The organism is Dyella silvatica (assembly GCF_026283955.1).
Taxonomy (GTDB): domain Bacteria; phylum Pseudomonadota; class Gammaproteobacteria; order Xanthomonadales; family Rhodanobacteraceae; genus Dyella_C; species Dyella_C silvatica.
This window is the reverse complement of the sequence record NZ_JAPDPE010000015.1, coordinates 26114-49811: the sequence shown is the minus strand read 5'-3', so window position 1 is coordinate 49811 and position 23698 is coordinate 26114. Positions and strand designations below refer to the sequence as shown.

The following is a 23698-nucleotide window of genomic DNA, read 5'->3' as shown; positions in this document are numbered from 1 at the left end:
CGCATGAGTAAGCCGCCCCTGGTTGCATCGAAAGTGTTCGACAGCTGTGTTTCCACGGTTAGCGACGCCGCCTCGCGTGCCCGTTTACAGGCGATTTCCCCCACGACACCGCGGACCGCTACGTACTACGAGCAACTCGCAGTAAACCAAGGCCTGTACAGCATCCCTCATCAAACGTACCAGCCACACGACGTAGTTACTGGGGCAGCGACCCGCAAGGATTTTAACGACCTCTATGAACTTCAGATGGTAGTGAAGTCCAAGCCGTCTCGGCGATACTACGACGAGTTGATCGCGCGAGCTCCTGCAAAGAAGTGTCCATACTGCGGGTTTGGCCACGCACGAACGCTCGATCACTATCTTCCCAAGGCAAAATTCCCATCCTATTCCGTACTACCGGAGAATCTGGTCCCCGCCTGCAGAGACTGCCAGTCCTGCAAGTCAGCAAATGTTGCCGTCGCTGCAGGGGACCAGACTTTACATCCTTACTTCGATCCAAACTTCTTCTTCACTGAGCGCTGGCTGCATGCCAGGCTGGTGGAAGGAGCTGAGCCATCTATCGAGTTTTTCGTAGCCTGCCCAGAAGGATGGACGGCTGACGCGATATCACGAGTGCAAAACCATTTTGATGCTTACGAGCTCGGAAGTCGGTACGCGATCGAGGCAGGGGAGGAACTCACCAATATCGGCGCGATGCTTTCCATCCACATCCAAAAGGACGCAGCATCGATAAAAGCGGAGCTCCACGCTCAAGCCGCCGTAGAACAATCGCTGTTTCCTAACTCATGGAAGACGGCGCTGTATGCGGCTCTTAGCGTGAATGATTGGTATTGCGATGGTGGCTTTCGTGTATGACGGGTATCGTTCGCGTGTCGTTTGAGTTTTGAAGTCAATGCGAAAAGCGGTGTTTCAATGAATGGAGATCTGAGAAACAACATGTTTATGCGCTCAAAAGAACATCATCTCACTGCAGATGCGCTAGTTCGCTCCATTGCGGTGAATCAGTCGCGGCCGCTTAGCATTCTGCTCGGTGCGGGCGCGTCGATTAGCTCCGGCATGCCTTCCGCTCAGCGTTGTATCTGGGAATGGAAGCAGGACATTTTTGTTTCGAACAACCCAAAGCTTCGTGATGTGGTAGGCGAGTTGTCGCTACCAGGAACCCGCAAGCGTATTCAGACTTGGCTCGATCAGCGGGGCAGCTTTCCTCCCGAAAGAAGCCCCGACGAGTACAGCTTCTACGCGGAGGCGTGCTATCCAACAGCACAGGATCGGCAAAAATTCTTCCAGCGATACGTCGAGCAAGCGAAACCCCACATTGGATACAAGCTTCTCGCTCTTTTGGCCAAACAAGGTCTGATTGGCACCGTTTGGACAACGAACTTTGACGGCCTGGCTGCTCGCGCCATGCTGACCGCCAACAATGTATGCATTGAGATCGGTATTGATTCCGCGCACAGAGCCCTTCGGCCGCAGGCCTCTGCTGAAGTGCGCGTCATATCGTTGCACGGCGACTTTCGCTACGACGAACTGAAGAACACCACAGAAGAGCTTAAACAGCAGGATCTGTCCTTGAGGCGCGGACTGGTTCAAGAACTAGCTGACCGCGACCTAGTGGTCGTGGGTTACAGTGGCCGGGACGAGTCCCTTATGGCCGCACTTCGAAACGGATTGTGTGCGACAGGCTCTGGTCGTCTATATTGGTGTGGGATAGACGCCGAGGCACCGGCCTCAATTAGCCAGCTGCTGGATGAAGCGAGCACACATGGACGCCATGCGTTCTACGTGCATTCGGCGGGTTTTGATGAGTTGCTGTCTCAGATTAGCCTTAGGACTCTCGAAGGGAGTCTTCTTAGGGACGCAAAGACTGCAATCGAGGCCAATATCGAAGAGAGTCCAGGTCGAACGCCGTTCTCTTTGGAAGATCTTCCCGTCACATCGCTAATAAAGAGCAACGCTTACCCCTTACAGTGTCCAGCTCAAGTACTCAAGCTAGACGTCGACTATCCTAATGATGTAGATCGGCGGTCTTGGCTAGAATCGATGTTGACCGGTCGTGATGCAGTTGCGGTGGTAGCGGGTGGAGGTGCCTTCGCGCTCGGCGAGGCCCGTCTTCTTAAAGACGTCTTCGGCAAATATTTGCGCGCTGACCCAGTGGCAGTACAGCTGTCCGACCGAGACATTGAGCGTGACGGTCGAATTCAAGCCTTGTTGCGCATGGCGTTCACGCGTTCAGTGGCGACGTTTCTTCAGGAGCCTTGCGACGGCTCACGAAAGGTCTGGGAGGCACGCGAATACAAAACGGTCCGACATGCGGATCAAGCGTATAGGCTCCACCGAGCTCTATCAGCGCGACTTCGATGGCTCGCTAGTAAGCCGCACGTCACGTTCATGCCTGATGTTGTCGCCATGGATTCAACTGGGCAGCCCGCAGACCAGGAGATCGGCAAAACGCTGGCCAGCGCCGCATATGGCTACCAGCACAATGATAAATTTAGCGAAGACGTCGACCGGTGGGTGAACCGTCTTGCCAAAATCGAGCTGAAAGCTTGCGGCGCTAGCTTTCAGCTTGGGCGAGTTCCGATCTTTGCCGGCCTGCATCAAAAGTCTTCTCGCGCCATCGATCCCGCGGTTGCCCGGCACGCAAAGCAGGCTGGCGCAGTAGCCAAGGACGCCAACCTCATTTTTTGCGCGCGCACCGGCCAACGGGAGGTGCCCAATCTCAGCCCCCTTAAGGGCTTAGTCATGAATCGCCCGTGGGATTATCCACTGACGGCATCGGGGCTATCTGCGGGATTGGACGTGGCGGCTGTGTGTCCACGCACTGATGCGCCTGCACTGAAACGATTCCTAGGGACACTGCAAGTACAAGCCAGGCCAGAGTCAACAGAGAAAGACTATCTTGAAGATTTTCCGGGCTTTACGAATGCTTTTGGTTTGCCGATCGCCCTCCCGCTACCTGGCGACATTCTCTGGAAGGACTTGGACGACGTAGTGCAGGGGGATGACCTGTCTGCCGCAAAAGAATTGGCACAACGAATCTGCCGATGTCTAGATACCATTCGCATGACTAAACCCGGGGCAATAGCTGCTGTCTATGTCCCGGCCCGATGGACACCTTTTAAAGTCGTTAACACGGGAACTGAAAGGTTCAACTTGCACGATTACATCAAGGCATATGCTGCGCGTCATGGCCAAAGCACGCAGTTCGTCAGAGAGGAGACGACATCGTCAACTCAGCCCTGTCGCGTTCGCTGGTGGCTGTCACTGGCGCTCTACGCAAAGGCTCTGCGAACACCCTGGCGTCTCGAGAGTCTCGACAACGAGACCGCGTTTGTCGGGATCGGATATAGCACAGATGCGACTGCGCAAAATGGAAATCACATTCTCTTAGGATGCAGCCATCTCTACAGTGGTCGAGGTGAGGGTCTGCAATTTCGCTTGGGGCGAATTCAGGATCCGATCATGCGGGGCCGTAATCCATACATGTCAGAAGAGGATGCTCGCCGGACGGGCGAGACTATTCGGCAACTATTTTATGAGTCCAGACTCGAATTGCCCCGCCGTGTTGTCGTACACAAGCGGACCCCATTCACTCATGAGGAGCAGAAGGGCTTCGTTCAGGGGCTGGAAGGCGTTAAGAACATAGAGCTGATTGAAGTGAACATGGAGGAGTCTCTTCGTTATCTTGCTTCCCAGATCCGCGACGGACATCATCAGCTAGATCGCTTTCCTGTGCCCCGTGGAGCAATAGTGATTCAAGATGCCAACACGGCGCTTTTATGGGTTCACGGATCCGCGCCAAGTTCGCAGAATCCGAGGTGGAAGTACTACCAAGGGAAGCGGCGAATTCCAACGCCGCTGTCAATCAAGAGATATCTTGGGCAGTCTGACCTCATCCAAGTCGCCGGCGAGATTCTTGGTCTTTCGAAAATGAACTGGAATACTTTTGACTATTACTCGCGGCTTCCGGCCACACTAGATTCCGCGAGCGCGATAGCACGTGTCGGACACTACCTTGATGCTTTCGGACCCGCGCCCTATGACTATCGACTACTCATCTGAGTATTTTTCAAGTCGTGCGAATGGCTGAATGACAGAACTAGTTCCGAAAGCAGGGCCTTGGCCAGGTCACTGCTAGCGGAAGTCAGATTCAACAGCAAACGACTCAGGACGGGCAGAGCAGCCAAAGCCCGATCGATGGGATGCGAGAAGGGCTAGTCCGGCCCACCCTGGACTGCATTCTCACTTAACTTCCGAACAAAAACGAACGCGGCCTCATCGAACTGATCGGCAATCTCTGCGAAACGTCTCTGCCGACCGCGCCCCAAGCAGGCATTGTCCACACTTAATAGCGACACGCATGGAGCCAGCTGTGATTAAAACGTTGTTGGAAGTTGTGCGTGATCAGCTTCATGATGGCCGTATCGCTGCACGAGAGAAGTATCGCGGGACAATTTGGCCGATCTATGGTTCGGACAGAAACGGGAAGCCTACATTTATTGGGACGTCATTCCTGATGGAGTTGTCCGGCAGAAACTACCTTGTAACAGCGGCTCACGTCATCGATGAACTCCGTAACACGGATCTTTTCCTGGGTGGAAGTGGCGAACTGATTCCACTTGATCTCGACTTCATCTGCAGCATTCCGCAAAACGGTCGCCGAGAAGACGATCATTATGACTTCGCTTGGTCCGTAGTGAGCGACGAATTCTTTAGCTCTATTGGAGATGCCAAATCGATTAAGGAGGCTGATGTTTCCCTCAACCGCGTCAACACCGTCGGGAGGGTATACGCTGCCCTGGGTTTTCCCCGTTCAAAAAACAAGAAGGCAAATCCAAAAACGAAAGCACTCCGCCCGAAGTTCGCAAGCTACGCGTCGACCGGAAAGCAAATGCCGGACCTTTACATAGAGATTGGGCTCTCTGGTAACGACCACATTGCAATCGAACACAAGAGCCAATCGCTCGATAGAGACGGCAACAAAGTCAACTCGTACGCGCCTCGCGGAATGAGCGGCGGGCCCCTCATAGATCTCGGCAAGATGGTCAGCCCTTCTGATTTAGGCAGAGCAACGCCATTTTCCGGCAAGCTCGCAGGCGTCTTGATCGAGAAGTACGAAGCCCGCGAGGCAATCCTCTCGGTGAAGATTCAACACGTAATTCACTCCATACAGTCCCACATGAAATGAAATTCACCAATCATCCTGGCACCAATCACTTCGCCTACATGTAGGCTCGCATGTACGGGGCACTCAGACGGCGAATAGCTGCTGGTCGGAGAACATAGTTTTCTGAGCAACAGGCGGCCGTAGTGCAGAGTTTTCTGCCTACGTTCGTCCCAATGCACAGTTATCTGAGCCCAGGAGACATGAACTGTGCGGATGCGATGCATCAAACGCTGCGGCAGACATGTCGGTCGTTGCGGTCCAAGTTTCATGGCTGCAATCACTGGAAATTGGGGGTGGCTTATTCGCAGAAGCTGCAATTAGGAGGCAGGTTATTCGTCAATCGGTGAATTAGGGGCAATTTGTTGGCGCATTGGGGGCACATTGTTGGCTGCAGCAGGGGCGGTTTCTAGGCCTCAGACAGACGACAACAACAGCACGAATGTGAGGACTTCCGGCCACACTGGATACGGGTTGCCGCGCCCCATCAGGAGCCTCCTTAATTGCGCATAATGTATATTATGTAAAATTACGTAAATGGCTTCTCAAGGCTGGGCGTGATTTTTGCGACACGGCAACAAGCATCTCGTCCTCAAACCAAACGGAGCCAGAAATGCTTTTGCGATGCTGTTGCTCGCCGCCGTTAACTGAGCAATCACCTTTTCCGCGCACCTCCGTCACCTCCTATTCACTCAATCTTCACTTTCGCTTCCGCTATTGTCGAACTCAACCACAAGGTCGGGCGCGACCGTTTGTCAAGTTGCGCTGCCCTTGCAGGAGAGCGTGCCGCCCTTGCAGGAGAGCGTATGGACAAATCGGTTCGAACATTCCCTTGGCCAACCTATGACAAGGGCAATGTCTTCGTCGACGATGAGGACCTGGGTGCGCCACGCCAGGCGTTGGCGAATCGGCTGTATTTCCGATATGACTATCGGGCGTACAACGATACCGAGACCGGCCGCTTCGAGGCGGCGCTCCGCCGCTACCTCGGCGTGCCGCACGCGCTCGCGGTGTCGAGCGGCACGGCGGCGATCGCCCTGGGCCTGATGTCGCTCGAGCTCGAGCCGGGGGCGCTCGTCGCGTGCCCGGGCTTTACGTTCGCGGCGACACCGAGCGCGATCTTGCTCGCCGGCGGCCGGCCGCTCCTGATCGAGTGCGATCACAACCTGCACTTCGACGTCGCCGATCTCGAGCGCAAGATGTCGCCGGCGGTGCGCGCGATCGTGGTCGTCCACATGCGCGGCTTCGCGAGCGACATGCCCGCGATCCTCGCCGTCGCCAACAAGTGGCAGATCCCGGTCGTCGAGGACGCGGTACCCTCGCTCGGCCTCGTCGCCGGCGGCAAGCACACCGGCACGTTCGGTGACGCCGGGGCATTCAGCACACAATCGGATAAGTCATTGAACACCGGCGAAGGTGGCTTTCTCGTGTGCCGCGATGCCACGCAGTTCGCCAAGGCGGTGGTGCTCTCCGGTGCCTATGAAGGGCGTTTCAAGCGTCACTTCGCGGGCCCGCCGCCCGAGATCTGCGATCTCGACTACCCACTCTTTAGCTTCCGCATGGACGAGATCCGCGCCGCGCTCGCCCACGCGGAAATGGCGCGCTTGCCGCGCCGACTCGAGATCTTGCGCAGCAATTACGACTATGTCGTCGATCAGATCGCGGACCTCGAGCGCATCGGTGTGCGCCAGCCGGTCATGCCGGGCGGCTACCTGGGCGACTCGCTGATCTTCCGCCTCCCGCACGACAGTAATGATCAGGTGGTGCAGGTCGCCGCCGCGCTGTGCAGCGAAGGCGTGGACGCGCGCGCCCTCGCGTCGGCCAACGATCCCAACGTGCGCTGTTTCTGGAACTGGCGGTTCCTGTTCCGCGGCAAGAGCCCGGCCGAGATCCGCGCCCTGTTGCCGGCGACAGCGCAGCACCTATCGCACGCAATCGACATCCCGATGTCGCCGACCCTGACCCGCGCCGACTGCGACGATCTGATCCGCGCGATCCGCAAGGTCATGCAACGCCGCGCGTCCCCGCACGCCGACCTCGCGCCGCGATCGGCCGACGTCGTCGAGACCGCCGAAGTCAAATAACCCACGCGCCCGAGGCCACCATGTATTCGCCCCACTCTTCTTCATCGCCGGCCGCGCCCGCCATCGCGCCGTCCGCCGAGCCCGCCGGCCCCACCCCGGGCCAGGCGTTCGCTTCGGCGTACGCCGAGGCCGGCACGTCGGCGCGCGTCGACTTCCCGGTTACGATCACCGACAGCTTTCCCGGCTTCCGGCGCCGGCCACGGATCGCGATGCGTGCGCTGTTCAAGATCGCGAAAGCCGATGGCCCCGAGGCCACGTACTTCTTCGAGACCCACCCCGCCGAGGCCGCCAAGCGCGTGCGCGACGAAGCGCTCCGCCTCGAGGCCGGCTTCGACTTTCAGTGCGGCAAGGTCGCGCTCCAACCGACCCGCGCGTGGGTGCAGATCCCCGAGGCCCTGCTCGCCGATCCGGTCGCACTCGCCACCTTCATTGACTTTCGCCTGCTCGTCCGCCTTGGCACCGCCGAGAATCAATCGCTCGCGCTCGGCAAGGGCGGCGATCATATGCGCGGCCTGCTCGAGATGCCCGACCTCCGGCGCCTGCCCGCGCTCGCCGACCCGGTCACCTCGCTGCTCGCCGCATGCGAGCACGTTGAGCAGATGGGCGGCTCGGCCGATGGCATCGTGATGAACCCCGCCGATTATTTCCAGTACCTGTTCCCGCGCCAGGACGTACTCACTGGGCTCGCCAGCCTGGGCATCCGCATCGTGCGCACGCGGATGATCAACGCCGGCCAGGCGATCGTCGGCGACTTCTACGCCGGCGCGACGATCTTCGACAGCCAGCGCTCGACGATCGCGTTCGACCGCCCGCCCGAGGGCACGTTCGCGCGCGACGGCCTCGCCGTGCGCGGCGAGATCACGACCGCGCTCGCCATCCACCTGCCCACCCACTTCTCGATCGCTGCCCTCACCTGAACATGACGATCAAAGCATGACGATCAAGGTGTTATCGATCAATGGTTGGTGCCGTAACGGCAGCACGATCATTGGCAATTTGCTCAACGAGGTCGAAGGCTTCTTCCACGTCGGCGAGCTCCACTTCCTGTGGAAGAACGCGTACGGCAAGGGCTCGAACACCAAGTGCGGCTGCGGGCGCGATCTGGTCGCGTGTCCGATCTGGTCGCGCGTGCTCGAGCGCGAGCAGCCAGCGGCTCACGCGCGCGAGGCCCACGCGCGCGAAGTGTGCGCGCGGCAGGCGCGGAGCATTCGCACTCGGCACACCTGGCGCGCCTTGCGCGATGGCATCGCTGCGGAAGATCGTCGGCAGCACGCCCAGGCGATGGCGCGCACGTACCGCTCGATCGTCGAGGCGACCGGCTGCGAGGTGATCGTCGACAGCACGAAGATCCCCGGCGAGGCGGCGTTGCTCGAGCATGTCGAGGGCATCGAGGCGTACTACGTGCACCTCGTGCGCGATCCGCGTGCGACCGCGCACTCGTGGATGCGGCAAAAGGACTACGCCTACACGCTGTCGGCATTTCGCAGCACGGCGTACTGGCTCACTTTCAACCTCGCGTCGCGTGCGCTCGTCGCACGTTACCCGGAGCGCTCGCTGTTCGTGCGCTATGAAGACTTCATCCGTGAGCCGGCTCCCGTGCTGCGCACCCTCGTCGAGCTGGTCGGCGGCGATCCAAGCACGCTGCCGCTGCGCGGTCGGGTCGCCGAGTTGCAACCGAACCATACGGTAACCGGCAATCCTGATCGCTTCCGCTCCGGCCCGACGGTGATCCGGCCCGATGACAGCAAATGGCTCGATGAGCTACCCATGGCCACTCATGCGGAAGTACGGATACCCACTTACCCGCAGAACCACGCACGCACCTGCTGACGCCGCGCCCACGCATGCCAACGCGGATTCCCATTCCCGCGACCACGCGACCTCCAGTGACCGCGTCGATTCCGACCACACCCACTCTCATCCTCAACCCCTGCCTCGGAGCGAACGTGGACCTCGGTCTGCAAGATAGAGTCGCGCTGATCGCCGGCGGCTCGGCGGGGCTCGGCTATGCGATCGCGCACGAGCTGCTGCACGAAGGCGCGCATGTAGCGATCTGCGGGCGCAACGCCGACCGGCTCGCTGCGGCGGAGCGCAACTTGCGCGCGCTGGGCAAAGGCCGCGTGCTGAGCGCGCAGGTCGATGTGCGTGACGACGACGCGATTAGCGCGTGGGTGGATGGCGTGGCGGCGGAGCTGGGTCGGCTCGACATCGTGGTGACCAACAATGGCGGGCCGCCGTCGGGGCCGCCGCTGCGTTTCGCGATCGACGCCTACCGCGACGCGGCGCAGACGTCCTTATTCCCGGCGATCCAGCTCGCGCTGGCCGCACTGCCGCACCTTCGCGCGCGCGGCTGGGGGCGCTTGCTGATCATCGCGTCAGAGACCGTGGTCCGCACGGTCAAGGACTACACACTCTCCGGCGTGGCGCGCGCGGGGCTGGTGCGATTCGCGCAAGGCCTGGTCGCCGAGCTCGGCGCATCGGGCGTGACGGTGAACGTGCTCGCGCCGGCGTACCTGCGCACCGGGCCAGTCGAGCGGCTCGCCGCCCAGCTCGCGCCGCGCTACGCGGGCGATCACGAGGCCAGCGTGCGCGCGCAGGCCAGCCACATCCCGCTCGGCCGGATCGGCGATCCCGCCGAATTCGCCGCACTCGCCGCCTTCCTCGCCAGCGATCGCGCCGGCTTCATCACTGGCACGGTGCAGCTCGTCGACGGTGGCGCGTGCGCGGCCGGTGGCTTGCCCGATCACCTCGCGGCCGTCGATCCGACCGCGGTCACCTGATCCTCTCTCCCATCTTGAGGCACGCATGATCACCGCCACCGCCACCGCCACCGCCATTGCCACCCCCACCTTCACCGAGCGCGACGTCGAGCAGTTCTTCGACGCGAGCACGCAGAACTACCTGAGTTTCTGGGACAGCGAAGGCGTCCTGCACACGGGCTATTTCGCCGACGGCAACACGACCGACTACCACGCCGCCGCCGACGCCACGTCGCGCCTGCTCGGCGACGACGCCGAGATCACGGCGACATCGCGCGTGCTCGACGTCGGCTGCGGCTGCGGCAACTTCGTGTTCGCCCTCGCCCGCCGGTTCGCGTGCCAGTGCGAGGGCCTCGACCTCAGCCTCGAGCGGGTCAAGTTCGCTGCGCAAAAGTGCGACGAGCTGCCGCCGGCGGTCGCCAAGCGCGTGAGCTTTCGTCACGGCAGCGCGACCCAGCTGCCGTACGAAGATGGCCAGTTCACCCACGTGGTGAGCCAGGACGCGTTGTTTTTGATCCCCGACAAACCACGCAGCCACGCCGAAATGTTCCGCGTGCTCGCACCTGGCGGTCGGCTCGCGATCTCCGACTTCCTGCAGCCCACGCTCGAGATCGGCCAGCGCGCGCGCAAGCACGTGTATGACCGCGTGCGCTGGACCTCGGGCTACTCGCTCGTCGGCTACCAGCAAGCGCTCGAGCAGGCCGGCTTCCGGGTCCGGCTTGCGCGCGAGCTGTCGCCGCACCTTGCGCGCACGTACCAGGTGCTCGGCAAGGTGGCGACCGCGCGCGCCGCCGAGACCGCCAACCCGGCCGCGCGCGACTGGATGCTCGGCTTTGCCGCGTCGTGCCAGGAGATCCAAGTCGCGATCGATCAGGGCGAGTTCGCATGGGGCGTGGTCGTCGCGGACAAGCCCTGACTACTTTGTTCATTTCACGCTTTCGAGAAGGAGAAGCAGCAATGATCCCAACGATTCGACAGGCGCTGATGAAAGACACTCTTCGCGCCGAGCTCATCAACCATCGGTTCTTCGCGCGGGTGAAGCAAAGCCCCGATCTCGATCGTGGCCAGGTCGCACGCTTCCTCGGTCAATGGTGGCACCCACTCCACTTCTTCCCGACCTTCCTGTCGCGCCTGGTCTCGAACCTGCGCGACATCGAGATGAAGACCGCCGTATCCAAAATACTGTGGGAGGAGCTCGGTGAGGGCAAGCCCGACCGCGCCCACGAGCGGGTGTACGTCGACACGATGACCGCGGTCGGCTTTCCGGCCGAGGCAGTCAACGCCGCCGCGCCGCTGCCCGCGACCGAGCGCCTGGTCCAGCGCTACAGCGAGGCCGCGACCGACTGCTGGACCGGCCTGGGCTTTCTGTACGGCACCGAGGTCGCCGACCTCGCGATGGTGTCGGGCATCGGCGTGTCGGTGCGCCGGGTGACCGGCGCGAAGCAGCTACCGTGGGTGACGATCCACGCACAGCAGGAGCCCGGCCACATCGAGAGCGCACAGGAGGCGATCGTTTCCGAGCTGTCGGAGATCGAGATCCACAAGATCCACGAGGCTGCGCGCGAGATGTGGTCGCTGTGGATCGCGTTCTTCGACGCGCTCGACGCGGCGTTCGATGGCCGCGAGCACGCCCCGGAGCACGCCCCGAAGCACGCCCAGGCGTGAGCCGCGCCCACTCCCCGCGCTTCGTGCCGCCGGCCCTCGCCGCCCACGCGCCGGACACGGTGGTCCCGCTGTCGTTCATGCAACAGCGGCTTTGGTTCATCGAGCAGCTCGAGCCGGGGAGCGCGGCGTACAACGTGAGCGTGATGTTTCGCCTGCGCGGTCGCCTCGACCGTGCGGCGCTGCGCGACGCGCTGCAGGCGGTGGTGAACCGCCATGCCGCCCTGCGCACACACTTCACCGACGTGCTCGGCGAGGCGCGGCAGGTCGTCGACGACGACTTCGTGCTCGCAATGCCGATCGACGAGGTCCGCGAAGCGGACGTGGCCGTGGTGGCGCGCGACATGGCGCAGCGCGCGTTCGACCTCGCGGCCGGGCCGCTCGTCCGCGTGCGCCTGCTCGCGATCGACAGCGGCGATCACGCCCTGATCGTCGTCGCGCATCACAGCGTGTGCGATCAGTGGTCGGTCGGCATCCTCATCGGCGAAGCGGCGGCGTTCTACCGTGGCGCGGGCGCTAGTCTGCCCGCACTCGCGGTGACGTATCCGGACTTCGCGCTGTGGCAGCGCGGCTGGATGACCGCCGATGCGCTCGCGCCGCAGCTCGCGTACTGGCGCGCGCAGCTCGCCGGCATCCCCGACGGCCTCGATCTGCCGTCGGATCGCCCGCGGCCCGCGACCCGCTCGGGGCGCGGCGCCCGGCTGTTTCCGCGCCTGCCGCGCGGCCTGGTCACCTCGCTTATCGACTTCGGTCGTCGCGAGCGCGCGACCTTGTACATCACATTGCTCGCCGCGTTCGACGCTCTGCTCTGGCGCTACACCGGCCAGTCCGACGTCGTGACCGGCGCGCCGATCGCCGGCCGCAACCGCCACGAACTCGAGGGCCTGGTCGGCTTCTTCGCCAACACCCTCGTGCTCCGCGTCGACGTCGACGGCGAGCGCAGCTTTCGCGACCTCGTCCAGCGCGTGCGCGCGGTGTGCCTCGACGCATACGCGCACCAGGACGTGCCGTTCGAGCAGCTCGTCGACGCAATCAAGCCGACGCGCGACCTCAGCCGCACGCCGATCTTCGAGGTCATGTTCGGCCTGCAAACGTCGTTTCCGCACGTCGAGCTCGGCGAGTCGACACTCGCGCCGACACTGCTCGACGCCGGCACAGCGACATTCGATCTCACGGTGTCGTGGGAGCTGCAGGACGGCGAGCTCGCCGGCTGGGTCGAGTACAACACCGACCTGTTCGACGCGCCGACCGTCGAGCGCATGATCGATCACTACCGCATCCTGCTCGAGGCCGCGGTTACGCGGCCCGACGATCGGCTCGCTGCGTTGCCCTTGCTCGGCGCCGCCGAGCGCGATCGCGTGATCTACGCGTGGAACCGCACGCATACGCCGTCGCCGCGGGTCGCGCACGTGGCCGAGCTGTTCGACGCACAGGCCCGCCGCACGCCGGACGCGATCGCGGTGCTCGCCGGCGACGAGCCGGTCACGTACCGCGAGCTCGATCAGCGCGCCGAGCGCTGGGCCGCGATCCTGCGCGCGCGCGGCTGCGGGCCCGGCGCGCGCGTCGCGCTCGCGCTGTCGCGCGGCGTGGCGTTCCCGACGATGGTGCTCGCCGTGCTCAAAGCCGGCGCGGCATACGTGCCGCTCGATCCGTCGTACCCCGCCGACCGGCTCGCGTTCATGGTCCGCGATTGCGCGGCGCGGGTCTTGATCAGCGAATCGGCCGTCGTGGCCAGCCTGGCGGCGAGCGCCGCCGAGATCCTGCTCGTCGAGGCCCCGCCGCCGATCGATCGCCTGATCGATCGCGTGTTCGAGCGCCAGACGGCGAGCGCCGACGACCTCGCGTACGTGATCTACACGTCCGGATCGACCGGCAAGCCCAAAGGCGTGGCGATGCCGCACCGCGCGGTGCTCAACTTGATCACGTGGCAGGCCGCGCGCTCGCCCGAGCCGATGCGCACCTTGCAGTTCGCGTCGCCGAGCTTCGACGTGTCGTTTCAGGAGCTGTTCGCGACCTGGGCCAACGGCGGCTGCCTCGTGCTTGCGAGTGAGGACGAGCGCCGCGATCCCGACGCCTTGCTCCGCCGGCTCGCCGCCGCGCGCGTCGAGCGCCTGTTCCTGCCGTTTGTCGCCTTGCATCAGCTCGCCGAGGCCGCGCACGGCCGATCCGCGGCGGGTCTCGCGCTCCGCGAGGTGATCACCGCCGGCGAGCAGCTCCGGATCACGCCGGCGATCGCCGCGCTGTTCACCCAGCTCCCGGCGTGCCGGCTGTACAACCAGTACGGGCCGACCGAGACCCACCTCGCGAGCGAGCTCCCGCTCACCGGTGCACCATCGACGTGGGATACGCTGCCGTCGATCGGCCGGCCGATCGCCAACGTGCGGATCTACGTCCTCGACGCCGATCGTCAGCCGGTGCCGATCGGCGTGCCCGGCGAGGCGTGGATCGCCGGCACCGGTGTCGCGCGCGGCTACCTCGGCCGCGAAGAACTCACCGCCGAGCGCTTCGTCGATGATCCGTTTGCCAGCGCCGGCGAGCGCATGTACAAGACCGGCGATCGCGCGAAGTACCTCGCGACCGGCGAGCTCGTGTTCCTCGGCCGCGCCGACGATCAGGTCAAGCTGCGCGGCTACCGCATCGAGCTCGGCGAGATCGAGGCCGCGCTCGGCAGCCACCCCGCGGTCCGCGAGGCAGCGGTGATCGTCCGCCACGACGGCAGCGTGCCGCGCCTCGTCGGTTACGTGACGTGCGCCGACGCGGCGCCGACGACCGCGGCGATCAAAGATCACCTGCGCGCCCGCCTGCCCGACTACATGATCCCGGCGGCGATCGTGGTCCTGCCCGCGATCCCGCTGTCGCCGAACCGCAAGGTCGATCGCAAGGCGCTGCCCAGGCCCGACGATGATCACAGCGAATACGTCGCGCCAAACACCGCGCTCGAGGCGCAGGTCGCCGCGGTGTGGGCGGCCGTGCTTGGAATCGAGCGGATCAGCGTGATCGAAAACTTCTTCGAGGCCGGCGGCCACTCGCTGCTCGCCACCCAGGTCGTATCGCGGCTGCGCGCGGCGCTCGCGATCGATCTGCCCGTCCGCGCGCTGTTCGAGGCGCCGACGATCGCCGAGCTGGCGCGCCGCATCGAGGGCGCCGCCGCATCGAAGGCACAGCGCGCGATCGCGCCGGTGGACGCCGGCCAGCCGCAGCCGCTGTCGCTCGCGCAGCAGCGCCTGTACATCCTGGCCCAGCTCGAGCCCGACGGCTTCACGTACAACGTGCCGTGGTTCGTGCGCCTGCGCGGCGCGCTCGACGTGCCCGCGCTCGCCACCGCGATCGATCGCGTGATCGCGCGCCACGCCGCGCTGCGCACGCGGTTCGTCGACGTCGCTGGCGAGCCTCGCCAGATTGCCGACGCCAGCGTGTCGCCGATCGCACTGGTCGCCGAACCTACCGACGCCCCCGATCTCGCCGCGATCGCCGAGGCCCGCCGGCCATTCGATCTCGCCGCCGGGCCGCTGGTGCGCGCACGCCTGCTGCGCGTCGCCGACGACGATCACATGCTGATCGTGACCGCGCACCATCTGGTGTTCGACGGCTGGTCGCTCGCGATCCTCGCCCGCGAGCTCGGCGCCGCCTACCAGCATCACGCGCTGCCCGCCATCGCCGTGCAGTACGCCGACTTCGCGGCCTGGCAGCGCGCCGCCGCGCCCGATGCCGCGCAGCTCGCATACTGGACCGCGCAGCTCGCCGGCGCGCCGGCGCTGATCGAACTACCGACCGATCGCCCGCGGCCCGCCGTGCAGACCACGCGCGGCGCCGCGATCACCCGCAGCCACGCGCCCGCGCTGCTCGCCGGCGTGCACGCGCTCGCCCAGCGCGAAGCCGCCACCGAGTTCATGACCCTGCTCGCCGCGTTCGCCGCGCTGCTCGCGCGCTACGCCGGCCAACCTGACGTCGTGATCGGCACTCCGATCGCCGGCCGCGACGACCCCGTGCTCGACGGCGTGATCGGCATGTTCGTCAACACGCTCGCGATCCGCGTCGACGCCGACGCACCCAGCTTCCGCGACCTCGTGCACCGCGTGCGCGAGACCTGCCTCGCCGCGTTCGCGCACCAGGATCTCGCGTTCGATCAACTGGTCGCCGCGCTCGCCCCCGAACGCACGCCGAGCCACACGCCGATCTACCAGGTCATGTTCACGGTCCTTCCCACCGTTGGCGATCTGCTCGCGATCCCCGGGCTCACCGTGCGCACGCTCAATCTCCACCCCGGCATGGCGCGGTGCGATCTGTCGCTGTTCGTAACCACCGGCGACGTGCTGGAGACGACGTGGGAGTACAACCGCGATCTGTTCGACGCCGCGACGATCGAGCGCATGGCAGACGGCTTCGACACCCTGCTCGCCGCGCTGCTCGCCGCACCCGATCAGCCGCCCGCGGCGCCATCGCTGCTCGCCGACTCCGAACGGCATCATCTTTTGCATACGCTCAATGCGACCGAGCATGAGTATCCGCGCGACGTCTGTTTGCATGAGCTGATCGAAGCACAAGTCGCACGCAGCTCGGACGCGATCGCGCTGACGTACGAAGACCGTGCACTGACCTATCGTGAGTTGGACGCACAAGCCAATCAACTGGCGCATTACCTGCGCACGCAGGGCGTTGGCCCGGACAGCCGAGTAGGCCTGTGCGTGGAACGCTCACTGGCGATGGTGATCGGCATCCTGGGCATTCTTAAAGCCGGCGGCGCGTATGTGCCGTTGGACCCAAGCTATCCCGCCGATCGCCTGGCTTACATGCTGGAACACAGCGCACCGTCCGTGGTGCTGATCCAGGCGCAGCTGGAAGCACGCTTGCCGACGATGGCCATGCCGGTGCTGCGTCTGGATACCGAAGCCGCCTTGCTCACCGACTACCCGGCTACGCCGCTGGCCAAACAGGATCTCGGCTTGACCGCCAAGCACCTGGCCTACGTGATCTACACCTCCGGCTCCACCGGCCAGCCCAAGGGAGTGATGAACGAACATGCCGGTGTGGTCAATCGCCTGCTATGGGGGCGCGATGCGTACCAACTGGGCGACGACGACCGCATCCTGCAGAAAACGCCGTTCGGCTTCGACGTGTCGGTATGGGAGCTGCTGCTGCCCTTGCTGTCCGGTGCCCGGCTGGTCATGGCACAGCCGGGCGGGCATATGGACCCGCAGTACCTGGCAGAGATCATCGAGCGAGAGCGGATCACCACCGTGCACTTCGTGCCGTCCATGCTGCAGGTCTTCCTGGAGCATGCGCCGGTCGAACGCTGCCGGAGTCTGCGTCGTGTGCTATGCAGCGGCGAAGCCTTGCCCTATGCGCTGCAGACGCGCTTCTTCGCCAAGCTGCCGGCGGTGGAGCTGCACAACCTGTACGGTCCGACCGAGGCAGCGATCGAGGTGACCTCGTGGGTCTGCCGTACAGATGTGCATGAGGGGGTGGTGCCGATCGGTCAGCCGATCGCCAACACGCAGATCTACATTCTGGACAAGCATCGCCAGCTGGTGCCGATGGGTGTGCCTGGCGAGCTGTATCTAGGTGGAGCCGGTGTGGCACGCGGCTATCTGCATCGCGCGGACTTGACCGCCGAGCGCTTCCTGGACGATCCGTTCCAGCCAGGGGGGCGTGTCTACAAGACCGGCGACCTGGGTCGCTGGTTGCCCGACGGGGCGATCGAATACCTGGGCCGGAACGACTTCCAGGTGAAGATTCGCGGCTTCCGCATCGAGCTCGGCGAGATCGAGGCCCAGCTCGCCGCCGCCACGCCGCTCGCTGCGCAGACCGTGATCGTGCGCCGCGACGGCGGCGAGCCGCGGCTGATCGCCTACGTCGTGCCGCGCGACGGCACCCAGCTCGACGTCGACGCGCTGCGCGGCAAGCTCGCCGGCGTGCTGCCGAGCTACATGCTGCCGAGCGCGATCGTCGCTCTCGATCACATGCCGGTGACGCCGAACGGCAAGATCGATCGCGCCAGCCTGCCCGCGCCGTCGGCGAACCGCGACGAGCGCGACGGCGGCTACTACGTCGCGCCAAACACCGCGCTCGAGGCGCAGGTCGCCGCGGTGTGGGCGGCCGTGCTTGGAATCGAGCGGATCAGCGTGATCGAGAGCTTCTTCGCGGCCGGCGGCCACTCCCTGCTCGCCCTCCAGGTCGTATCGCGGCTGCGCGCGGCGCTCGCGATCGAGCTGCCCTTCCGCGCGCTGTTCGACGCGCCGACGATCCGCGACCTCGCGGCGACAATCGCGACGATCTCGCCGACCGAGGATCGCGCGATCCCGCGCGTCGATCGCGCCGGCGCGCTCCCGCTGTCGTTCGAGCAGCAGCGCATGTGGTACCTCGCGCAGCTCGAGCCCGGCGGCTTCACGTACAACGTGCCGTGGTTCCTTCGCCTCACCGGCGCGCTCGACCTCGCCGCGCTCACCGCCGCGCTCCGCCGCGTGATCGACCGCCACGACGTCCTGCGCACCCGGTATGTCGAGCTCGACGGCGAGCCGCGGCAGGTCATCGCGCCGGACGCGACCGGCGTGACGCTTGCGGTCGAGACTGTCGACGAGTCGGCGCTCGCCGCGCGCGCCGCCCACGAGGCGCAGCAGCCATTCGACCTCGCGACCGGCCCGCTGATCCGCGTCCGCGTGCTCCGCGTCTCTGCGAACGACCACGTCCTCCTGTTCACCATGCACCACATTGTGTGCGACGGCTGGTCGATCGGGGTCGCCCTCCGCGAGCTCGGCGCGGCGTACCGCGGCGAGGCCCTCGCGCCGCTCGCGATCCAGTACGCCGACTTCGCCGCCTGGCAGCGCGCGCAGCTCACCGGTGCGCGGCTCGCCGACGATCTCGCCTACTGGCGCGCACAGCTCGCCGGTGCGCCGCCGGTGATCGAGCTCCCGCTCGACCGGCCACGCCCGGCCGCGCGCACCGGGCGCGGCGCCGTGATCGATCGCGTCCTTCCGGCGTCGATCGCGCTCGCCACCCGCGCGTTCGCGCAGCGCGAATCGGTGAGCGAGTTCATGACCCTGCTCGCCGCGTACGGCGCCCTGCTCGCTCGCTACACAGGCCAGCCCGACGTCGTGATCGGCTCGCCTATCGCCGGCCGCGATCGCGGCGAGCTCGAGCCCCTCATCGGCCTGTTCGTCAACACGCTCGCCCTCCGCGTCGACACCGCCGGCGAGCTCACGTTCCGCCAGCTCGTCGCGCGTGTGCGCGAGACCTGCCTCGCCGCGTACGCGCACCAGACCCTGCCGTTCGATCGCGTCGTCGACGCGCTCAAGCCCGATCGCGATCCGCGCACCACGCCGATCTTCCAGGTCATGTTCGCGGTCAAGACCGCGCAGGCCGCCGACCTCGGCGTGCCCGGGCTCACCGCGCGCCCGCTCGACGTCCACCCCGGGATGGCGAAGTTCGAGCTGACCCTGTTCGCCCACCTCACCGACGACGGCCTCGCGACCACGTGGGAGTACAACACCGACTTGTTCGATCGCCCGACGATCGAGCGCATGGCCGCGCACTTCGAGATCTTGCTCGGCCAACTGATCGCCGACCCCGATCGCGCGCTCGATCAAACCCCAATGATCGACGCCCGCGAGCACGCCACCCTGCGCGCGTTCGGCGAGGCGATCTCGCCGTTCCCCGACGATCTCTCCCTCCACGCCCTGTTCGAAGCCCAGGTCGTCCGCACACCGGACGCACTCGCCCTCACGTTCGCCAACACCGAGCTCACTTACGCCGCGCTCAACGCGCGCGCCAACCAGCTCGCCCACCACCTGATCTCGCTCGGTGTGACCCGCGAGGATCGCGTCGGCGTGTGCCTCGGCCGCTCGGTCGACTTCATCGTCGCCGTGCTCGCCACGATCAAGGCCGGCGCGGCGTACGTGCCGCTCGATCCGGCCTACCCCGCCGAGCGCCTCGCGTACATGACCGACGACGTGCGCGCGAAGGTCGTGATCAGCCGCGACTGGCTCACCGCCGCCGACCTCACCGCGCATTCCAGCGCCAACCCGCCGATCACCACGACCAACCGCGACCTCGCGCACGTGATGTACACGTCGGGATCGACCGGCCGGCCCAAGGGCACGTGCATCGAGCAGCGCGCGATCGCCCGTCTCGTGCTCGCCACCGACTACCTCCAGCTCACCGCGCGCGACGTCGTCGGCCACGTCTCGAACACGTCGTTCGACGCCGCGACGTTCGAGATCTGGGGCGCCCTGCTCAACGGCGCGCGCCTGCACGGCCTCGCGCCCGACGTCGTGCTGTCGCCCGAGCTGTTCACGCGCGAGATCGTCGCGAGCGGGCTCACCGTGCTGCTCATCACCACCGCCCTCTTTCATCAGCTCGCCGCACTCGCGCCCGACGCGTTCCGCACCGTCGATCACCTTTTGTTCGGCGGCGAGGTGTGCGACGTCGCCGCGGTGCGCCGCGTGCTCGCCGTCGGGCCGCGCCGCCTGCTCCACGTCTACGGGCCGACCGAGGCCACCACGCTCGCGACCTGGCACCCCGTGCGCGCCGTCGAGCCCGGCGCGACGTCGATCCCGATCGGCCGCCCGGTCGCCAACACCACGATCCGGATCCTCGATCGCGCGCGCCAGCCGGCGCCGATCGGCGTGCGCGGCGAGATCTTCATCGGCGGCCCCGGCGTCGCGCGCGGCTACTGGAATCGCCCCGAGCTCACCGCCGAGCGCTTCGTCGACGATCCGCTCGCGCCCGGTGAGCGCCTGTACAAGACCGGCGACCTCGCGGCGTGGCGCGCCGACGGTACGATCGAGTTTCACGGCCGCGCCGATCACCAGGTCAAGCTGCGCGGGTTCCGGATCGAGCTCGGCGAGCTCGAGGCCGAGCTGCTCGCCCACCCCGATGTCACCGCGGCGATCGCGATGGTGCGCCACGACACCGGCGATCCGCGCCTCGTCGCGTACGTCGCCCCACCCGTCGATGTCGATCACCTCCGCGATCGGCTCGCCGCCGTCCTCCCGCGCTACATGCTGCCGAGCGCGATCGTCGCCCTCGACCACATGCCGGTGACGCCGAACGGCAAGATCGATCGCGCCGCCCTGCCCGCGCCGTCGGCGAACCGCGACGAGCGCGGCGGTGGCTACGTCGCGCCCGACGGCGAGCTCGCGCAGGCGATCGCGCGGATCTGGGCCGAAGTGCTCGGCGTCGATCGGGTCGGCGCGCACGACAACTTCTTCGCGCTCGGCGGCAGCTCGCTCCTCCTCGTCGCACTGCGGTCGCGGCTCGAGGCCGTGCTCGGCCGGCCGGTAGCGCTCAAGTCGCTCGCCGAGGCCGCGAGCGTGAGCGAGCTCGCCGCCCGGCTCGCCGACGACACCGCCGCGAGCTGCCTGATCCGCCTGCAAGCTGGCCCCAAGTCACCCATCTACTTCATCCACGGCGGCGGCGGCAGCGCGCTCACCTACCGCGACCTCGCACGCGCGATCGATGGCGAGCGCGCGATGTACGGCTTCAACGCGCGCGGCCTCGACAGTGACGAGCCGCCGCACGCCTCGATCGAAGCGATGGCCAGCCACTACCTCGCGCTCGCGCGCAGCGTCCACCCCGGCGGCCCGTTCCTCCTCGTCGGCGCGTCATTCGGCGGCACGGTTGCGTACGAGATGGCGCGTCAGCTCACCGCCGCCGGCGACTCCGTCGCCCTGTGTGCCCTCCTCGACTCGCCCGGCCCCGGCGCGCTCCCCGTTATCGAGCTCGATTCCGCCGACCTGCTCGTGTTCCACCTCGAGACCCGGCGCTGGCTCGCCGCCGACGCCTTGCGCGGCCGCCCGCTCGACGAGCAACTCCAGATCACGCTCGACACCGCGCACGCCGCCGGCGTCGCCCTGCCGTTCACCAGCCTCGCGCACGGCCGTCGCCACGTCGCGGTGTGGGAGAACAACATCCGCGCCCTGCGCGCGTACACCGCGCCGGTGTGGGGCGGCGCGATCGACTTCTTCTCGGCCGCCGACGCGCTCCCGGGCAGCCCGACCTCCCATCTCGATCACGCGTGGCGCGACCGCGGCGCCTTACACGTCGAAGTCGCCGGCGGAGATCATCTGTCGATGATCGCGCCGCCGCACGTCACCACGCTCGGCGCGAGGATCCGCACCCTCATCGACACTCGGACCCGGAGCACCGCGCCATGACCACGCAGGACACGATCGCCAAGTACTGGATGCAGATCCTCAACGTCCCCACCATCGAGCCAAGCGACGACTTCATCAGCCTGGGCGGTGATTCGATCCGCGCGGTCCATGCCGCCAACCGGATCGCCAGCGATCTCGGCGTGCAGATCGAGATCGCGGAGATGTTCAACACTCTCGAGCAAGTCACCGCGCACTGCGATCAGCTGATCCGCGAGCGCGACGCAGGAGCCGCCCCGACATGACCGCCCGCTTCGTCAATACGCCCGCCCACCACCACGGCGCCCGCTACCGCACTAACGGTTGGTGGCGCGACACCACCTTCGTCGACGATCTGCGCGCCGCCGCCGCGCGCACGCCCGATCAGCCGGCCGTGATCGCCGCGCGCGCGTTCGCCAAGGACGAGGTCGCGATCACCTACGGCGAGCTCGCGCGGGAGGTCGATCACATCGCCGCCGCCCTGATCGCGCTCGGCGTCGGCCGCGAGGACATCGTCGCGCTCCAGCTGCCGACGTGGTGGCAGTTCACCGCGACTGCGCTCGCGTGCGCGCGGATCGGCGCCGTGGTCGCGCCGATCCCGGCCGATTACCGCCGGCGCGAGGTCGAATTCATCCTCGCGCGCACCGAGGCCGTGGCGTACGTCGGCCCGGCGACGTGGATGCGGTTCTCGCACCGCGACTTGCTACGCGAGCTCGCGCCGAGCTTGCCCGCGCTTCGCCACCGGATCTTCATCGACCTCGACGGCGGCCACCCCGACGAGCTCGACTTCGCCGCCTGGCTCGCCGCCGCGCCACCGCTCCCCGCCGCCGAGCTCGATCGCCGCGCCCCCGCCGCCGACGAGGTCTTCCTCGTCATGTACACCTCCGGCACCACCGGCGAGCCCAAGGGCGTCGTGCACGCGTACAACACGCTGTACGCGATCGTGCGCGCGGTCAGCGAGAGCGCCGGGATTACCGCCGCCGACGTCGTCCACTCGCCGTCGGGCATGACCGGCATGATCGGCTTTCTCTACAACTTCCTCGTCCCGCTTCACGCCGGCGCGACTGCGGTGTTCGCCGATCTCGGCGACCCCGATCGCGGCCTCGCGATGATCGAGAAGCACCGCATCAGCTTCATCTACGCGATCCCCAACTACGTGAGCGGCCTCGTCGATGCGTACCGGCACAAGCCGCGCTCGCTCGCGAGCCTGCGTGTGATCGTCACCGGCTCGGCCGCCGTGCCGCCACACCTGATCGGCGCCGTGCGCGAAGTGCTCGACGTCCGCGTCCAGGCGCTGTGGGGGATGACCGAGATCGGCGGCGCCACGTTCACCGCGCCCGACGATCCGCCGGACTGGCCGGCGCATAGCGATGGTCGGCCGTGCGCGTGGATGGAGGTCCAGATCGCCGACCGCGCCGACGACGGCAGCGGCCGCCTCCGCGTGCGCGGCGCGAACCAGTGCCTCGGTTACTTCCAGCGCCCCGAGCTGTACGCGGCGGTGGTCGACACCGACGGCTGGTTCGACACCGGCGATCTCGTACGCGACGACGGCCGCGGCGGCATCCGCATCGTCGGTCGGATCAAGGACGTGATCGTGCGCAATGGCTACAAGGTGCCGGTGCTCGAGGTCGAGGCCGCGCTCGCCGCCCACCCGCAGGTCGCGATGGTCGCGCTCGTCGCCGATCCGGATCCGCAGGTCGGCGAGCGGGTGTGCGCGGTGATTGTCGCGCGCGGTCACGCGCCGTCGCTCAGCGACGTCCGCGATCACCTGCGCGCGGCCGGGATGTCGGCGCAGTACTGGCCCGATCGCGTGCACGTCGTCGGCGAGATGCCGCTCACCGCGACCGGCAAGATCCAGAAGTACCTATTGCAAGATCAATTGCGCGCGATGCCACAATAAAT

The 23698-nt window shown here is 65.9% G+C and carries 12 protein-coding genes; all 12 read left to right on the top strand.

What is annotated here, in order from left to right; all coding sequences use genetic code 11:
- Nucleotides 1–3: 3 nt before the first annotated feature.
- On the top strand, nucleotides 4–855 hold the full coding sequence (locus tag OUZ52_RS05100) for an HNH endonuclease (RefSeq protein ID WP_266157244.1): 852 nt from the start codon (nucleotides 4–6) through the stop codon (nucleotides 853–855).
- A 21-nt stretch (nucleotides 856–876) separates the two neighbouring features.
- Entirely contained in the window at nucleotides 877–4062 is a 3186-nt protein-coding gene (locus tag OUZ52_RS05095; protein ID WP_266157243.1) for an SIR2 family protein, read from the top strand.
- Between the two features lie 310 nt (nucleotides 4063–4372).
- Nucleotides 4373–5188, top strand: coding sequence for a hypothetical protein (locus OUZ52_RS05090; protein WP_266157242.1), 816 nt, complete (start codon nucleotides 4373–4375; stop codon nucleotides 5186–5188).
- Nucleotides 5189–5970: 782 nt separating this feature from the next.
- Nucleotides 5971–7248: a DegT/DnrJ/EryC1/StrS family aminotransferase gene (locus OUZ52_RS05085; protein ID WP_266157241.1), complete on the top strand. Its 1278-nt coding sequence runs from the start codon at nucleotides 5971–5973 to the stop codon at nucleotides 7246–7248.
- Nucleotides 7249–7268: 20 nt separating this feature from the next.
- Nucleotides 7269–8165: a family 3 encapsulin nanocompartment shell protein gene (locus OUZ52_RS05080; protein WP_266157240.1), complete on the top strand. Its 897-nt coding sequence runs from the start codon at nucleotides 7269–7271 to the stop codon at nucleotides 8163–8165.
- 16 nt (nucleotides 8166–8181) lie between these two features.
- Nucleotides 8182–9078, top strand: coding sequence for a sulfotransferase (locus tag OUZ52_RS05075; protein ID WP_266157239.1), 897 nt, complete (start codon nucleotides 8182–8184; stop codon nucleotides 9076–9078).
- Between the two features lie 116 nt (nucleotides 9079–9194).
- Nucleotides 9195–10028 carry an SDR family oxidoreductase gene (locus OUZ52_RS05070; RefSeq protein ID WP_266157238.1) on the top strand — a complete coding sequence of 278 codons (834 nt, stop codon included), beginning with the start codon at nucleotides 9195–9197 and terminating at the stop codon, nucleotides 10026–10028.
- Between the two features lie 25 nt (nucleotides 10029–10053).
- Nucleotides 10054–10923: a class I SAM-dependent methyltransferase gene (locus OUZ52_RS05065; RefSeq protein ID WP_266157237.1), complete on the top strand. Its 870-nt coding sequence runs from the start codon at nucleotides 10054–10056 to the stop codon at nucleotides 10921–10923.
- Between the two features lie 41 nt (nucleotides 10924–10964).
- A complete protein-coding gene (locus tag OUZ52_RS05060) occupies nucleotides 10965–11672 on the top strand; it encodes an iron-containing redox enzyme family protein (protein ID WP_266157236.1) in 708 nt (235 codons plus the stop codon).
- On the top strand, nucleotides 11669–21820 hold the full coding sequence (locus OUZ52_RS05055) for a non-ribosomal peptide synthetase (RefSeq protein ID WP_266157235.1): 10152 nt from the start codon (nucleotides 11669–11671) through the stop codon (nucleotides 21818–21820). The genes OUZ52_RS05060 and OUZ52_RS05055 overlap by 4 nt, the downstream gene beginning before the upstream one ends.
- Nucleotides 21817–22062 carry a phosphopantetheine-binding protein gene (locus OUZ52_RS05050; protein ID WP_266157234.1) on the top strand — a complete coding sequence of 82 codons (246 nt, stop codon included), beginning with the start codon at nucleotides 21817–21819 and terminating at the stop codon, nucleotides 22060–22062. Before OUZ52_RS05055 ends, OUZ52_RS05050 begins: the two co-directional genes overlap by 4 nt.
- Nucleotides 22059–23696: an AMP-binding protein gene (locus OUZ52_RS05045; RefSeq protein ID WP_266157233.1), complete on the top strand. Its 1638-nt coding sequence runs from the start codon at nucleotides 22059–22061 to the stop codon at nucleotides 23694–23696. The genes OUZ52_RS05050 and OUZ52_RS05045 overlap by 4 nt, the downstream gene beginning before the upstream one ends.
- Nucleotides 23697–23698: the final 2 nt, after the last annotated feature.